Below are 15649 nucleotides of genomic sequence, written 5' to 3'. Positions count from 1 at the left end.
GCGCCCGGGTTGTGTACTGGAACACACCCGATCTCAGGAGATTCCGTTGGACTTCCTCCGCCCCGCCACTCTCGACGAGGCCCTCGCCGTCAAGGCCGAGCGGCCCGGCGCGGTCCCGCTCGCGGGCGGTACCGATGTCATGGTCGAGCTCAACTTCGACCACCGCCGTCCCGAGGCGCTGCTCGACCTCACCGGTATCGGCGCGCTCGCCGAATGGTCCATAACGGACGGTCAGGTCGTGCTCGGCGCCGGTGTGCCGTACACCAGGATCATCGCCGAGCTCGGGGACACGCTGCCCGGGCTCGCGATGGCCGCGCGCACCGTCGGCTCGCCGCAGATCCGCAACCGCGGCACGGTCGGTGGCAACCTCGGCGCGGCGTCGCCCGCGGGCGACACCCACCCGGTGCTGCTCGCGGCCGGTGCCCGGATCGAGGTCGCCTCCGTGCGCGGCACCCGGCTCGTTCCCGCCGAGGAGTTCTACACCGGCGTCAAGCGCAACGCCCTCGACCCGGACGAGCTGATCACCGCTGTGCGCCTGCCCGCGGCGCGTGGCCTCGAGCAGTTCGCCAAGGTGGGCACCCGCAACGCGATGGTCATCGCCGTCTGCGCGTTCGCGCTGGTGCTGCATCCCGAACGGGCCGGTGTGGGGGCCGCCATCGGCTCGGCCGCGCCGACGCCGCGCCGCGCGTCCGAGGCGGAACGGTTCCTGGCCGCGGAGCTGCCGTGGGACACGCCCGGCGCGCTGCCGGACTCGCTCAAGCGGCGCTTCGGCGAACTCGTCGCCGGGGCGACCGAACCCATCGACGACGTCCGCGGCAGCGCCGCGTACCGCAGGCACGCCCTCGCCGTGCTCGCGCGGCGCACGCTGACCTGGGCGTGGAACGACCACCAGGAGAGGGGCAAGTCGTGCGCCTGAACGTGACGGTGAACGGGGAGAGCAAGCAGGCCGACGACGTCTGGGCGGGGGAGAGCCTGCTCTACGTGCTGCGCGAGCGACTCGGCCTCCCCGGTTCCAAGAACGCCTGCGAGCAGGGCGAATGCGGCTCGTGCACGGTGTATCTCGACGACGTGCCGGTGTGCTCGTGCCTGGTCGCGGCCGGGCAGACCGAGGGCAGGCGGGTGCGCACCGTCGAGGGGCTCGCCGATGGCGACCGGCTCGACCCGGTACAACAGTCCTTTGTGGACAACGGTGCGGTGCAGTGCGGCTTCTGCACGCCGGGCCTCGTGGTCGCCGCGCACGACCTGCTCGGCCGCGTGCCGGACCCGAGCGACGAGGAGATCAGGGAGGCCCTCGCCGGCAACCTGTGCCGCTGCACCGGCTACGAGAAGATCCTGGACGCGGTGCGCTCGGCGGCGCTCGCCACGGAGGGCTCATGAGCATCGTCATCGACAACGCCGCCATCGCCACGGTGGACGCGGCGGGCATCGAGTACCGCAGCGGTCACGTGGTGGTCGACGGCGAGTGGATCACCGCTGTTGGCGAGGGCCCGGCACCCGCTGGTGCGCACACCCGCGTCGACGGCACCGGCTGCCTGGTGACGCCCGGGCTCGTCAACACCCATCACCACCTCTACCAGTGGGCGAGCAGGGGGCTCGCCGCCGACTCCACGCTGTTCGAGTGGCTGGTGGAGCTCTACCCGATCTGGGGCAGGCTGGACGCCGGGATCACGCACGCCGCGGCCACCGCGGGCCTGGCCCGGCTGGCGCTGACCGGCTGCACCACCGTGGCCGACCACCACTACGTGTTCCCGCGCGACGCGGGCGACCAGGTCGACGCGCTCGTCTCGGCGTTCGGCCGGATCGGCCTGCGCGGGCACATCGTGCGCGGATCGATGGACCGCGGGGTTTCCGAGGGCGGGCTGCCGCCGGACAACCTCGTGGAGGACGTCGAGTCCGCGCTGCTGGGCACCGAGCACGCGATCGACACCCACCACGATCCGGCGCCGAACGCGCGCATCCGGATCGCGGCCGGGCCGTGCTCGCCGTTCACGGTCACCGAGCGGCTGATGAAGGAGGCCGCCGAACTGGCCCGCCGCAAGGGTGTCCGGCTGCACACCCACCTCGCCGAGACGATCGACGAAGAGCGGCAGTGCCTTGCCGAGGTGGGCTGCACCCCCGCCGAGTACGCCGAGCGGCTCGGCTGGCTCGGCGACGACGTGTGGCTCGCGCACACCGTGCACCTCGCGCCCGGCGCGATCCGCGTGCTCGGCGCGACCGGCACCGGCTCCGCGCACTGCCCGACCTCCAACGGGCGGCTGGGCACCGGCATCGCGCCGGTGCGCGAGCTGATCGAAGCCGGTGCGCCGGTGGGCCTCGGCGTGGACGGCGCGGCGTCGAACGAGTCCGGCGGGCTCGGTGAGGAACTGCACCAGGCGCTGCTGCAGGCCCGCCAGCGCGGCGGCCCGCAGGCGCTGACGGTCCGTGAGGCGCTGTGGCTCGCCACGATGGGCGGCGCACGCTGCCTCGGCAGGCAGGACGAGATCGGCTCGCTGGAGCCGGGCAAGCTCGCGGACATCGCCGTGTGGCGGATGGACGGGCTCGCCCATGCCGGGATCGCCGATCCGGTGGCCGCGCTCGTGCTCGGTGCCACGCCGCCGTTGCGGGCACTGCTCGCCGGTGGTCGCACCGTGGTCGCCGACGGGGAGCTGCGCACCGCCGACGAGGCGGCCATCACCAGGGAACTGCGTGCGGCGAGCGGGAGGCTGTAGATGAGCACTTCGACCGAGAACCGCGTGAGCCAGGCCGGAGTCGGCACGAGCCCGCAGCGCCCGGACGGCTCGATGAAGGTGCGCGGCGAGTTCGCCTACTCCTCGGACCTGTGGCACGAGGACATGCTGTGGGGCGCCACGCTGCGCAGCCCGCACCCCTACGCCCGCATCACCGGCATCGACATCGGCGCCGCGCTGGCGCTGCCCGGGGTGTACGCGGTGCTGACCCACGCCGACGTGCCCGGCGTCAACCGCTACGGCCTCGAACACGCCGACCAGCCCGTGCTGGCCGAGGACGTCGTGCGCTACCAGGGAGAACCGGTCGCCGTCGTCGCCGCCGACCATCCCGAGACGGCGCGCCGCGCGCTGGAGCGGATCACGGTCGGCTACACCGTGCTCGAACCGGTGACCGACTCGGAGGCCGCGGTGGCGGGCGAGGGCGCGCAACTGCACCCGGGCGGCAACGTCGTGCGGCACGTGCCGATCCGCAAGGGCGACCCGGCGGCGGCCGCGGAGGGTGCCGAGGTCGTCGTGACCGGCACCTACGAGGTCGGGATGCAGGACCAGGCGTTCCTAGGCCCGGAGTCCGGGCTCGCCGTGCCCGCCGAGGACGGCGGCGTCGACCTCTACGTCGCAACGCAGTGGCTGCACGTCGACCAGCGGCAGATCGTGGCGGCGCTCGGCCTGCCGGAGGACAAGGTGCGGCTGACCCTCGGCGGGGTCGGCGGCGCCTTCGGCGGCCGGGAGGACCTGTCGATCCAGGTGCACGCGTGCCTGCTCGCGCTGCACACCGGCAAGCCGGTGAAGATGGTCTACAACCGCGAGGAGTCCTTCTACGGGCACGTGCACCGGCACCCTGCGGTGCTGCACTACGAGCACGGCGCCGACCGCGACGGCAGGCTCCGCTACGTCAGGGCGCGGATCTTCCTGGACGGCGGCGCCTACGCCTCCTCGACGGGCGCGGTGGTGGCCAACGCCGCCACGCTCGGCGTCGGGCCGTACGACGTGCCGCACGCCGCCGTGGACTGCTGGGGCGTCTACACGAACAACCCGCCGTGCGGCGCGATGCGCGGGTTCGGCGCGGTGCAGGCCGCGTTCGCATACGAGTCGCAGATGGACAAGCTCGCGGACGCGTGCGGGCTCGACCCGGTGGAGGTCCGCACGCGCAACGCGATGGCCGAGGGCACGAGCATGCCGACCGGGCAGGTGGTGGACTCGCCGGCACCGGTCGCCGAACTGCTGCGCCGCCTTCGCGCCATGCCGCTGCCGACGGAGCCCGGCGGCGAGCTGGACCTGCGGCGGCTGCCCGGCGGGGTCTCCAACACCACACACGGCGAGGGTGTCGTGCGCGGCGTCGGCTACGCCGTGGGGATCAAGAACATCTGCTTCTCCGAGGCGTTCGACGACTACTCGACCGCGCGGGTGCGGCTGCAGGTGGTCGGCGGCGAGCCCGCGGCGACCGTGCACACGGCGGCGTGCGAGGTCGGGCAGGGCCTGGTCACGGTGCTGCAGCAGATCGTGCGCACCGAGCTGGGCGTCGAGCGGGTCACCATCGAGCCGACCGACACCACCATCGGCAACGCGGGATCGACGTCCGCGTCCCGGCAGACCTATGTCACCGGGGGAGCGGTGCGCGCCGCGTGCCTCAAGGTCCGTGACGCGCTGGGTGCGCTTTCCCCGAGCGACCTCGGCGACAAGGTGCTCGACGAGACGGTCGAGTGGCGGCACCGGCCCACCGAGGAGCTCGACCCGGTGACCGGGCAGGGCAACGCCCACGTGCAGTACGGCTTCGCGGCGCACCGCGCGGTCGTCGACGTGGACACCGAACTGGGGCTGGTCAAGGTCGTCGCGCTCGACTGCGCCCAGGACGTCGGAAAGGCGATGAACCCGCAAGCCGTGCTCGGCCAGATCCAGGGCGGCTCCGCTCAGGGCCTCGGGCTGGCCGTGATGGAGGAGATCCAGATCGCGGGCGGCGTGATCCGCAACCCGTCGTTCACCGACTACCTCATCCCGACCGTGCTCGACATGCCGCCGATGAACATCGACGTGCTCGAACTGGCCGACCCGCACGCGCCCTACGGACTGCGCGGCGTCGGGGAACCCCCGACGATCTCGTCCACGCCCGCCGTCGTCGCCGCGATCCGCGCGGCCACCGGCCGGGCTCTCGACCGGGTGCCCGTGCGCCCGGAGCACATCACCGGCACCTGAGCCGCACCCCACGCTCGTGAGTGCGTAGGCGAGTTGCCGTGTCCTGCGGGACACCCGCAACCGGGTCGCGTACGCACTCACGACGGTGGCGCGCGCCCGCTGCCGCCCATGACGAGGAGTCCACTGTGTCCACTGTGTCCATGACGAGGTGGAGGCCGGCATGACCCAGTTGCGTACGGACCGTCCCCCGCAGCATCCCGAACCCGAGTCCGGCGCGTCCGCGCTGGACCGGATGTTCCGGATCTCGCCGCGGGGCAGCACGATCGGCCGCGAGGTCCGCGGTGGCGTCACCACGTTCGTCGCGATGTGCTACATCGTGCTGCTCAACCCGCTCATCCTCGGCGCGTCGACCGACATCACCGGCGTGCGGCTGACCACCGAGCAGGTCACCACGGCGACCGCGCTCGCCGCAGGCGTGACCACCGTCCTGATGGGACTGATCGGCAACGCCCCGCTCGCGCTGGCGGCCGGGCTCGGCGTGAACGGCATCGTGGCCTTCCAGATGGCGCCGACCATGACCTGGGGCCAGGCGTTCGGGCTGGTGGTCGTCGAGGGGTTCTGCATCGTGCTGATGGCGGTGTCGGGAATCCGGGAACGCATCATCAACTCGATCCCGCTGGCGCTGAAGACGGCGATCACCGTGGGAATCGGCCTCTACATCGCACTCGTCGGCCTGGTCAGCGCCGGTTTCGTCACCAGGACGCCCGACGCCGCGAACTCGACGGTGCCGGTGCGGATGGGCGTGGACGGGCACCTGACCGGCTGGCCGATCGCGATCTTCTGCGTCGGCCTGCTGCTGATGATCATCCTGGTCAGCCGGGCCGTTCCGGGCGCGGTGCTGATCAGCATCCTCGGGGCGACGGTGCTGGCGGTGGTCGTCAACTCCGCGTTCGAGGTCGGGGGCTGGGGACTGGTCGAGCCGAACGTGCCGGAGCGGGTGGTGGCGAGCCCCGACTTCGGGCTGCTTGGCCAGATCGACCTGCTCGGCGGCTTCGCCTCGGCAGGCGCGGTGACCGCGTGCGTGTTCCTGTTCACCCTCGTGCTGTCCGGGTTCTTCGACGCGATGGGCACCATCACGAGTGTCTCGCAGGAGGCCGGGCTGGTGAAGGACGGCAAGGTCGAGGGCATGGGGCGCATCCTGTTCGCCGACGGGCTCGGCGCGGTGGCCGGCGGGTTCACCGGCTCCTCGCCGAACACCGTGTTCCTGGAGTCGGCGGCCGGGGTCGGCGAGGGCGCCAGGACCGGGCTGGCGAGCGTGGTCACCGGCGGGCTGTTCACCGCGACCCTGTTCCTCACCCCGCTCGCGGCGGTGGTGCCCGCGCAGGCGGCCGCACCGGCGCTGGTGGTGATCGGCGGGATGATGATGGCCCAGTGCCGCCGCATTCCCTGGGACGACATCGACTTCACGATTCCCGCGTTCCTGACGATCGCGCTCATCCCGTTCACCTACTCGATCACCAACGGCATCGGTGCCGGGCTGATCGCGTTCGTCGTGATCAAGCTGTGCAAGGGAAAGCCGGGCGAGGTCGGCTGGCTGCTCGGCTTTCTGGCGGCGGTGTTCGGACTCTACTTCGCGATCGAAGGGATCACGGCATGGCTCTGATGTTCCTCAACGGCAGCGCCATGCGCGGCGGCCCGCTGCACGACCTGCTCCGGGACGCGCCGCTGGTGGGTGCCGCGCGCTCGGCGCCCCGGTACCGCTACTTCTCGGTGGCCGACCGCTTCCCCGCGATGTACGAGGTCGGCGCGGGCGGCGGCAGCGTGCACGGCGAGGTCTACGACCTCCCGCTGGCCGTCCTGCGCGAGCACCTGCTGCCCGCCGAACCGGCGGAGCTGGAGCTCGGCGTGATCGAGCTGGCCGACGGCGCCGCGTGCCTCGCCACGGTGCTGCGGGCGTCCGCTGTGGACGATCCCGGGCTGGTGGACATCACCGCGCACGGCGACTGGCGGGCCTACCTCGCGTCGCGCCGCTGACCCGGCCCCGCAGGCGGCGTCGCGCGACTGCTCACTCCCCGCGGGCGAGGGCCTCGCGTGCGGCGGCGACCGCGGCGGCACCGGCGACCGCCAGCGGCTCGGTGCTGCGCAGCGCGCGGCTGAGCACGAAGGCACCTTCGAGTCCGGTGACCACGGCGATCGTGAGGTCGCGGGCGGCCTGCTCGCCGAGCCCGAACCGCGCGAAGCCCTCGGTGCCGGCTTCGATCCACGCGGTGAAGACATCCGCGGTGGCCTGCCGCAGCGTCTCGTTGGTGCTCGCGACCTCCAGCGCCACGGTGGCGATGGGGCAGGCGTCGGCGTAGTCGGTCTCCTCCAGCGTGTCGGCCGCGGCGGCGAAGAACGCCTCGATTCCGCTGACCAGGTCCGGAGCGGGCTTGATGAGGAGGTCGAACAGGCCGATATAGGCCATGCCGGAGGTGCGCAGGACCTCCTCGCCGAGCTGTTCCTTGCCGCCGGGGAAGAAGTGGTAGAGCGAGCCGAAGGGAGCGTTCGCCGCCGAGACGATCTGTTTGAGGCCGGTTCCCGTGTAGCCGTTGCGGCGGAACAGCTCCGCGCTCGCCGTCATGATCCGCTCTTTCGTGCTCGCCATGTGCACGATTCTACGTTACTCTCACGCTAGAGCGATCTATCAAATCAGGAGCTGAACATGCCCCAGATCGAACTGAGCGCCGGGACCATCGACTACTCCGACACGGGCGGTCCCGGCCCGGTGCTGGTGTTCCTGCACGGCGTCACCATGGACGCGACCGTGTGGCGCAAGGTCGTGCCGGAACTACCCGGCGAGTACCGCTGTGTGCTGCCGACGTGGCCGCTGGGCAGCCACCGCACGCCGATGCGGCCGGATGCCGACCTCTCCCTGCGCGGTCTCGGGTTGCTGGTGGGCGAGTTCCTCGAGGCGCTCGACCTGCGCGACGTGACGCTGGTGCTGAACGACTGGGGTGGCGGCCAGGTCCTGGTGTCCGAGGGGCGGGCCGAGCGGGTGGGCCGCCTCGTGCTCACCTCCTGCGAGGCCTTCGACAACTACCCGCCCGGGCTCCCCGGCCGTGCATTGACGCTGGCCGCCCGGCTACCCGGCGGGCTCCGGCTCACCATGCGGATGGCGGGGTGGCAGTGGTTCCGGCGGGCACCCGGCGGCTGGGGATGGATGAGCAAGCGGCCGGTGCCGCGCGAGGTGATGGACGGCTGGTTCGAACCGGCCACCGACCGCCCGGAGATCCGGCGCGACCTCGCCAGGTACGGCGCCTCCGTGCCGCCGAGGCGGACGCTGCTGGAATGGGCCGAGCGGATGCGCTCGTTCGACCGGCCGGTGCTCGTCGCCTGGGCGGCCGAGGACAGGATCATGCCGCCCGAGCACGGCCGCCGCCTCGCCGTGTTGTTCCCCGACGCCACGCTCGTCGAGATCGACGACAGCTACACCCTCATCCCGGAGGACCAGCCCCGCGTGCTCGCCGAGACGATCGAGAAGTTCGTCGCCACCTCGTGAGTGGCTACGCGAGTTCTAACTTGGCTGCGCACTCACGACGTCGTCGTCCGGCTCCTCCACCGGGGTCTTGGTCCGGGTGCGGTCGCCGAAGATCAGGTTGAGCACCACGGCCGCGACGCAGCCCGCGCTGATGCCGGAGTCCAGCACGGTCTGCACGGCGGAGGGGAACTGCTCGTAGAAGCCCGGCGCCGCGATGGGGATCACGCCGATGCCCAGCGCCGCCGCGACGATCGTGACGTTGGCGGGCCGCTCGAACGACGCCTTCGCCAGCGTCCGCACCCCGGCGACCGCGACGCTGCCGAACAGCACCAGCCCGGCGCCACCCAGCACGGGCTGCGGCACCAGCGCGATGATGCCGCCGGTGACCGGGAACATGCCGAGCAGTACCAGGATCGCGCCGCTCGCCGCGACGACGTAGCGGCTGACCATCCTGGTGAGCGCCACCAGGCCGACGTTCTGCGCGAACGCCGTGCACGCGAAGCCACCGAACACGGTGGCGAGCGAGGTGGCCAGCCCGTCGGCGCGCAGCCCGTCGGCCAGCGTGCGCTCGGTCGTCGGCCGCTCCACGACCTCGCCGAGCGCGAGCATGTCGGCCGTGCTCTCCGCCATCACCACGAGCATCACGATCGCCATCGACACGATCGCGGCGATGTCCAGCGCGGGCGTTCCGAAATGGAAGGGCGTGGCGATGCCGAAGGCCGGCGCCTCGGTGAGTGTCGACGTGTCGACCTCGCCGAGCGGCCACGCCACCAGCGTTCCCACGACGAGCCCGAGCAGCAGCGCGATCCGGCTCCAGAAGCCGGAGAGGAACCGGTTGAACGCGAGCACCGCGAACAGCGTGATGCCGGCCAGCGCCAGCCCGGACGGCTCGACCGCTTCCTGCTGGTTCGAGATCCAGCTGACCGCCACCGGCAGCAGCGAGACACCGATCAGGGTGATCACCGTGCCGGTCACCACGGGCGGGAAGAACCGGGTCAGCCGGGAGAAGAAGGGCGCGGCGAGCACCACGAGCGCACCGCCGACGAGCGTGGCGCCGTAGACGACGCCGAGAGCGTTCTCCGACCCGTGCTGGTCGACGATCGCGAGCACGGGCGCCACGGTCGCGAACGTCACGCCGTTCACGAGCGGCAGGCGGGCGCCGAAGCGCCACACGCCGAGCGTCTGCAGCAGGGTCGCCAGGCCCGCGGTGAACAGGCTCGCGCTGATCAGCAGGCTGAGCTGGCCCGGCGCCAGGCCCACCGCCGCGCCGATGATGAGCGGGGGAGCGACGACTCCGGCGTACATCGCGGCGACGTGTTGCAGGCCGCCCGCGATCAGTTGCAGGGCAGGGGGTTTCCGGTCGACCGGGTGTGACATGGGGGCTCCAGGGAGTCAGAACTCGGGTAGCGTGTACCAGGCTTCGCCGGCTTCGTCTGCGTCCTCACCGGTGCGCAGCACCGTGCCCTCGATCAGCCCGTATGGGCGGTCGGCGGCGTAGAAGACCTCGTTGTCGTTGCTCAGCCCGAACGGGCTCAGGTCCACCAGGAAGTGGTGCTTGTTCGGCAGCGAAAGGCGGATCTCCGCGATCTCCGGTCTCGCCCGCAGCACGGCCTCGCCCATCGCGTACAGGGTCTGCTGCAGCGAGAGGCTGTGCTTCGTCGCGAAGGTCTCCAGCAGGATCCGCCGGACCTCCGCGAAGTTCTCGGCCCAGTCGTGCGTGCCCGCGGCGTAACGCCAGCGGGCCGTGACGGCGGTCGCCAGGATGCGGTCGTCCGTCTCGGCGAGGGTGGTGTAGCGGTCGCGCGGGAACCCGTGGAACTCCGAGCCGGTCGACTTGAGCACGACCAGCCCGGTCAGCCCGGACACCACCCACGCCCGGTCCTCCCGCACGGTCACGGCGGTGGTGCGCTGCTCGTCACCGGCGCGGGAGAACGCGTGCTCGTGCGGCTGCCCGCCGACCGTGATGCGGTCCCAGCCGTGCTCGGAGATCAGCACCCGCGCACCGGTGATCTGCCCGAACTCGCCGACGAAGTGCCGCCCGAGGCGCAGCGCGAAGTCCTCGATCTCGCCGACCGGACTCTCCTTGGCGAAGGCGAAGACGGTGTTCTTCTGCGTGTCGGTGGCCACGACGTCGGAGTTGTCGCCGGTGAGGTGGGTGGCGGCGAGGTTGCCGCGCAGCGCCGTTGACACGGTGAGGTCCTTGATCCGGTGCACCGGCCGCCGCCGGTCGATCGTGACGAGCCGGACCTCGGCCTTGCCGTACTGGTTGGGTCCCAGGGTGATGGCGGTGCCGGACATGGCGGGATCAGCTCCCTCGGTAGGTGGAGTAGGCGAACGGGCTGAGCAGGACCGGGACGTGGTGATGTCGCGGCGGGTCGCCGATCCGGAAGCACACGGTGATCTCCGGGAAGAACGCGTCCGGCCCGAGGTAGGACCCGGTGTCGAACACCAGGCGGTACACCCCCGAGAGCAGCTCCTCCGGGCCGAGGTTGCGCACGCGCCCGTCGTCGTCGGTGCGGCCCTCGGCGAGCGTGGTCCAGCCCGCCTCCCGCGCCTCCAGCCGCACCGGCACCCCGGCCGCGGGCCTGCCCGACGCGTTGTCCAGCACGTGCGTGGTCACCATGCTCATGCGGGCACCGCCCTTTCCAGACGTAGTTTCGCGATCCGCACCAGCTCCCGTCCGGCCACGGCCAGCTCGGTATCGGGGTCGTTGCCGAGCCGCTCGCGCAGGTTCGCCAACAGCTCCTCGCCGCTACGGCCGCTGGCGCACACCAGGTAGACGTGACCGAAGCGCCGCTCGTACTCGGCGTTGGCGGCCCGGAACCGCGCCGCCGCTTCTTCGTCCACACCGGACTGTTCGGAGCGGGCCCAGCCGCCGCCCGGCCGCTCGCCGATACGGGGATGTACCCGCATCGCCGCGCGGATCTCGCCGGGCCGCAGCTCCGTCTCCGCGGCGGCCAGCAGCGCGTCGCGCTCGGCGTAGGGACGGCCCGCGAGCACGTTCTCCACCCACCTCGGCACGTCCAGGCATTCGGTGAGCAGCCCGCGGATCCGGTCGGGATCGGCGGAATTGAACTCGGCCAGCCGGAGTTCGGTCATTCACGAGAAACTAAGGCGACGGAATCGGCTAGTCAACATTTTGTTGAAGTCGATCATTGGCGATTCAGGTAGTTGTAGACGGTGAACCGCGTGACGCCGAGCGCCTCGGCGATCGCGGCCACCGACTTGCGCAGCTGGAAGGCGCCCCGTTCCTCCAGCAGCCGGACGGCCCGTTGCTTTCCGGGCCGGTCCAGCTCCGCGAGCGGGCTGCCCACTTCGGCCTCGACCTCCCGGACCAGCCGGTCGAGCACGCTGCCCGGCGCGGTGCCGGAACGGGGGTGCTCGCCGGGTCGCTGCATCCGCAGGGTCAGCCGCGTCGCCCCGGCGTCGAGCGCTGCGCGCGCGATCGCGGGCAGCGCATCCAGCAGCGCGTCGGCCTCGCCGCGCGCCGAGGTGCCCAGCGGGCCGAACTCGGTGGTCAGCCCGGCGTCCTCCGCCGCCTTCCTGGCCCGTACGGCGTGCGCGGGCGGCTCGCCCTCGCCGCGGAAGGGCTCGCTCGTGAACTCGGCTTCCAGCTCCACGGGTGCAACGTATCGCCCGCTCGCACCCGTTGACGAGGCCCACATCACATCGCTACTGTCATAGTACGAAAATAAACTTCCGCGATACGAAAGTAATAGGGCGAGGCTTCATGGCTGAGCAATCCGGCGCACGGCACGGCCTGCGCTACGACGTCAACCTGTCCATGCTGTTCACCGAGCTGCCGCTGCTGCGGCGGCCCGAGGCCGCGCGGGCGGCGGGCTTCGACGCGATCGAGTTCTGGTGGCCGTTCGACGTGGCCGTTCCGCGCGACGCCGACGTGGACGCGTTCCTGCGTGCGGTCACCGACGCCGGGGTCGCGCTCGTCGGGCTCAACTTCTTCGCAGGCGACATGCCGGGCGGCGACCGGGGACTGGTCTCGTGGGTCGGCAGGGAGGCGGAGTTCCGCGACAGCGCCGACGTGGCGGTGGGCATCGCCGAGCGGCTCGGCTGCCGGGCGTTCAACGCCCTGTACGGCAACCGGCTGGACGGGGTGGAACCCGCCGAGCAGGACGAGCTCGCGCTGTCCACTCTGGACTCGCTCGCCGCGGCGGCCGGGGAGATCGGCGCACGGGTGCTGGTGGAGCCACTGGCGGGCGCGCCGAAGTACCCGCTGCTCACCGCGGCCGACGCGCTGGCGGTGATCGACAAGGTGGGCCGCGACAACGTGACGCTGCTGGCCGACCTCTACCACCTCGCCGCCAACGGCGACGACCTCGGCGCCGTGATCGCCGAGCACACCGGACGGATCGGGCACGTACAGGTGGCCGACGTCCCCGGTCGCGGCGAGCCCGGCAGCGGTGAGCTCGACATCGACGGGTACCTCGCCGACCTGGAGGCCGCCGGATACAGCGGCTTCGTGGGCCTGGAGTACAAGCCGACCAACGGCAGCGAACGGTCCCTGGACTGGCTGCCACGTGAACGGAGGGCATAGCGATGACAGCGCCGGACGCGAAGACGATCGGATTCATCGGCCTCGGCATCATGGGCACGCCGATGGCCGCGCACCTTGTCACCGCGGGGCACCGGGTGAGCGGCTACGACGTGAACCCCGAGGCGGTCGAGAAGCTCGTGGCCGCCGGGGGCCGTGCCGCCTCCTCGGCCGCCGACGCCGTGCAGGGCGCGGACGTCGTGATCATGATGCTGCCGGATCACCCGCACGTCGAGAGCGTGGTGTTCGGCGCGGGCGGCGTGCTGGAGGCGGCCAAGCCCGGCACGCTGCTCGTCGACATGAGCACGATCCGCCCGGAGACCTCCATCGAGATAGCGAAGGCCGCCCAGGACAGGGAGATCGGCGTGCTGGACGCGCCCGTCTCCGGCGGCGAGGCAGGTGCGAAGCAGGCGGCACTGTCCATCATGGTCGGCGGGGACGAGGCCGACTTCGCCGCGGCCAAGCCGCTGTTCGAGGTGGTCGGCAAGACGATCGTGCACGTCGGCCCGCACGGTGCCGGCCAGGTGGTCAAGGCCGCGAACCAGCTCGTGGTCGGTGGCATCTACGGCCTGGTCGGCGAGGCGATCGTGCTGATGGAGGGCTGCGGTGTGGACGCGAGGACGGGCCTCGACGTGCTGGCCGGCGGCCTCGCCGCCAACCGCATCCTCGACCTCAAGCGCGAGTCGATGGTGGCCAGGCAGTTCGAACCCGGCTTCCGCATCGACCTGCACCACAAGGACATGGGCATCGCGCTGGCCGCCGCGCGGCAGGCGGACGTGTCGCTGCCGATGACCGGGCTCGTGGCCCAGCTCGTCGCGGCCACGCGCGCGATGGGGCACGGCTCGCTCGATCACTCGGCGCTGCTCAAGGTCACCGAGCAGCTCTCCGGCCGCGCGTAGCGGCCGTTTCCCCAGCAGGTCACGGGCGGCCGGATCACGCCGGCAAGCAGAGAAACCGGCCGCCCGCTCCCCGGAAGAGGTGTCTACACCATGCCCAAGGTCCCTGTCATGCAGGCCGTCGTCGACGTGCTCGCCTCGGAGGGCGTCGACACCGCGTTCGGCTGTCCCGGCGCGGCGATCCTCCCGTTCTACCAAGCGCTTCTCCAGCACGGCGGCATCGAGCACCTCATCGTGCGGCACGAGGAGGGCGCCACCCACATGGCCGACGGGTGGGCCCGTACCACCGGCAACGTCGGCGTCGCCGTCGGCACGTCCGGCCCCGCCGGAACGAACATGATCACCGGCCTCTACACCGCGCAGGCCGACTCGATCCCGATCCTGTGCATCACCGGGCAGGCGGTGTCCAGCAAGCTGCACCAGGAGGCGTTCCAGGCGGTCGACATCGTGGAGATCGCCAAGCCCGTCACGAAGTGGGCGGTGCAGGTGAAGGAGGCCGCGCAGGCTCCTTGGATCTTCCGCGAGGCGTTCCGGATCGCCCGCTCGGGCCGCCCGGGGCCGGTGCTCATCGACCTGCCGCTGGACGTGCAGAAGCAGGAGATCGAGTGGGACTCCGCGATCGACGCGCCGTTCCCGGTGATCGCCCCGGCTCCGGCGCAGGCGCGCGTCGAGCGGGCGCTGGACATGCTGCTGGCCGCCGAGCGGCCGCTGATCCTGGCGGGCGGCGGCGTGGTGCTGGGGGAGGCGAGCGAGCGGCTGCGCACGGTCGCCGAGCGGCTCGGCGTGCCGGTGCAGGTGACGCTGATGGGCAAGGGCAGCTTCCCCGAGGACCACCCGTTGTTCGCCGGCATGGCGGGCATCCAGACGTCGCAGCGCTGGGCGAACGCGGCGTTGCTCGAATCGGATCTTGTCCTCGCGCTCGGCGCGCGCTTCGGCGACCGGCACACCGGCGCGCTCGACGTGTACCGGGGTGAGCGCAAGTTCATCCACGTCGACATCGAGCCGACGCAGCTCGGCAGGGTCTTCGGGCCCGACCTCGGCGTGGTGTCCGACACCGGCGCGTTCCTCGACGCGCTGCTGGCCGCGGCGGAGCGCCGTGCCGCGCCGCTGGATCCGGCGGTGTGGGTGAACCGGATCGCCGAGCTGAAGCGGGACCTGCCCCGCCGCGAGGACTTCGACGCGATCCCGATCAAGGCGCCGCGGGTGTTCAAGGAGATCAACGACTGCTACGGCGAGGACACCTACTTCGTCACCGCGATCGGGCTCTACCAGATCTGGTCCGGCCAGTTCCAGCGCGCGCACAAGCCGCGGCACTACCAGGTGTGCGGCCAGGCGGGGCCGCTCGGCTGGGAGATCCCGGCGGCGATCGGGGTGAAGAAGGCACGGCCGGGGGCCGAGGTCGTCGGCGTCGTCGGCGACTACTCGTTCCAGTTCCTCGTGGAGGAGCTGGCGGTGGCCGCGCAGTACGACGTGCCGTTCGTGCTGATCATGCTGAACAACGAGTACCTCGGCCTGATCCGGCAGGCCGAGACCGGCTACGACATGAACTACGAGGTCAACCTGCACTACGACGACCACGGCACGGACAACGTGAAGATCATGGAGGCCTACGGCTGCTCCGGCACGCGCGTGGCGGACCCGGGGGAGATCCGGCAGTCGCTGGACTGGGCGCGCAAGGAGGCCGAGCGCACCAGCCGCCCGGTGCTCGTGGAGATCATGATCGAGCGCGAGGCGAACGCCTCGATGGGCACCGCCCTGGACAACGTCAAGGAGTTCGAACCCGCCCCCTGAGCCCGTTCCGTCATGTCCCCAATGCGGCATTTGTTGCGTT

The 15649-nt window shown here is 71.6% G+C and carries 16 protein-coding genes; 10 read left to right on the top strand and 6 right to left on the bottom strand.

Features of this window, described 5'->3' with window-relative positions; genetic code table 11:
* The first annotated feature begins 46 nt into the window (after positions 1–46).
* The 6 genes from JAP66_RS04925 (at position 47) to JAP66_RS04900 (ending at position 6890) form a co-directional block, all read left to right on the top strand.
* The gene (locus JAP66_RS04925) at positions 47–916 is read left to right on the top strand and encodes an FAD binding domain-containing protein (protein WP_199430344.1); all 870 of its coding nucleotides are present in this window, start codon (positions 47–49) and stop codon (positions 914–916) included.
* Positions 907–1377 (top strand): (2Fe-2S)-binding protein, encoded by a 471-nt coding sequence (locus JAP66_RS04920; RefSeq protein WP_199430343.1) that lies wholly within the window; start codon positions 907–909, stop codon positions 1375–1377. Before JAP66_RS04925 ends, JAP66_RS04920 begins: the two co-directional genes overlap by 10 nt.
* The gene (locus JAP66_RS04915) at positions 1374–2708 is read left to right on the top strand and encodes an 8-oxoguanine deaminase (RefSeq protein ID WP_199430342.1); all 1335 of its coding nucleotides are present in this window, start codon (positions 1374–1376) and stop codon (positions 2706–2708) included. The genes JAP66_RS04920 and JAP66_RS04915 overlap by 4 nt, the downstream gene beginning before the upstream one ends.
* Positions 2709–4916: a xanthine dehydrogenase family protein molybdopterin-binding subunit gene (locus JAP66_RS04910; protein ID WP_199430341.1), complete on the top strand. Its 2208-nt coding sequence runs from the start codon at positions 2709–2711 to the stop codon at positions 4914–4916.
* A 160-nt stretch (positions 4917–5076) separates the two neighbouring features.
* Positions 5077–6519, top strand: coding sequence for an NCS2 family permease (locus JAP66_RS04905; protein ID WP_199430340.1), 1443 nt, complete (start codon positions 5077–5079; stop codon positions 6517–6519).
* Positions 6510–6890 carry an allophanate hydrolase-related protein gene (locus JAP66_RS04900; protein WP_199430339.1) on the top strand — a complete coding sequence of 127 codons (381 nt, stop codon included), beginning with the start codon at positions 6510–6512 and terminating at the stop codon, positions 6888–6890. Before JAP66_RS04905 ends, JAP66_RS04900 begins: the two co-directional genes overlap by 10 nt.
* A 31-nt stretch (positions 6891–6921) precedes the next feature.
* Here JAP66_RS04900 and JAP66_RS04895 read toward each other — a convergent pair whose 3' ends face one another.
* Positions 6922–7500 carry a TetR/AcrR family transcriptional regulator gene (locus JAP66_RS04895; RefSeq protein ID WP_235998757.1) on the bottom strand — a complete coding sequence of 193 codons (579 nt, stop codon included), beginning with the start codon at positions 7498–7500 and terminating at the stop codon, positions 6922–6924.
* A gap of 57 nt (positions 7501–7557) precedes the next feature.
* On the opposite strand from JAP66_RS04895, the gene JAP66_RS04890 reads away from it, so the two are divergent.
* Entirely contained in the window at positions 7558–8394 is an 837-nt protein-coding gene (locus JAP66_RS04890; protein WP_199430338.1) for an alpha/beta fold hydrolase, read from the top strand.
* 15 nt (positions 8395–8409) lie between these two features.
* On the opposite strand, the gene JAP66_RS04885 is transcribed toward JAP66_RS04890, so the two are convergent.
* From JAP66_RS04885 to JAP66_RS04865, 5 genes are read right to left on the bottom strand one after another with little or no spacing between them, the layout of a single operon-like run.
* Positions 8410–9750 (bottom strand): nucleobase:cation symporter-2 family protein, encoded by a 1341-nt coding sequence (locus tag JAP66_RS04885; protein ID WP_199430337.1) that lies wholly within the window; start codon positions 9748–9750, stop codon positions 8410–8412.
* A 15-nt stretch (positions 9751–9765) separates the two neighbouring features.
* Positions 9766–10671 carry a factor-independent urate hydroxylase gene (gene pucL / locus JAP66_RS04880; protein WP_199430336.1) on the bottom strand — a complete coding sequence of 302 codons (906 nt, stop codon included), beginning with the start codon at positions 10669–10671 and terminating at the stop codon, positions 9766–9768.
* Positions 10672–10678: 7 nt separating this feature from the next.
* On the bottom strand, positions 10679–11002 hold the full coding sequence (uraH, locus tag JAP66_RS04875; RefSeq protein ID WP_199430335.1) for a hydroxyisourate hydrolase: 324 nt from the start codon (positions 11000–11002) through the stop codon (positions 10679–10681).
* Positions 10999–11472, bottom strand: a complete 474-nt coding sequence (uraD, locus tag JAP66_RS04870) for a 2-oxo-4-hydroxy-4-carboxy-5-ureidoimidazoline decarboxylase (RefSeq protein ID WP_199430334.1) — start codon at positions 11470–11472, stop codon at positions 10999–11001. Before uraD ends, uraH begins: the two co-directional genes overlap by 4 nt.
* A 53-nt stretch (positions 11473–11525) precedes the next feature.
* On the bottom strand, positions 11526–11993 hold the full coding sequence (locus JAP66_RS04865) for a helix-turn-helix domain-containing protein (protein WP_199430333.1): 468 nt from the start codon (positions 11991–11993) through the stop codon (positions 11526–11528).
* A 110-nt stretch (positions 11994–12103) separates the two neighbouring features.
* Between JAP66_RS04865 and JAP66_RS04860 the strand changes: the two genes are divergently transcribed.
* The 3 genes from JAP66_RS04860 (at position 12104) to gcl (ending at position 15609) form a co-directional block, all read left to right on the top strand.
* Complete coding sequence (locus JAP66_RS04860) at positions 12104–12925, top strand: hydroxypyruvate isomerase family protein (protein WP_199430332.1); 822 nt, start codon at positions 12104–12106, stop codon at positions 12923–12925.
* A gap of 2 nt (positions 12926–12927) precedes the next feature.
* Entirely contained in the window at positions 12928–13821 is an 894-nt protein-coding gene (locus JAP66_RS04855; protein WP_199430331.1) for a 2-hydroxy-3-oxopropionate reductase, read from the top strand.
* Positions 13822–13911: 90 nt separating this feature from the next.
* Positions 13912–15609, top strand: coding sequence for a glyoxylate carboligase (gene gcl / locus JAP66_RS04850; protein WP_199430330.1), 1698 nt, complete (start codon positions 13912–13914; stop codon positions 15607–15609).
* Positions 15610–15649: the final 40 nt, after the last annotated feature.

This window comes from Qaidamihabitans albus, assembly GCF_016464705.1.
Classification (GTDB): Bacteria; Actinomycetota; Actinomycetes; order Mycobacteriales; family Pseudonocardiaceae; genus Qaidamihabitans; species Qaidamihabitans albus.
The sequence above is the reverse complement of the archived record's forward strand: the minus strand, read 5'-3'. Positions and strand labels throughout refer to the sequence as shown.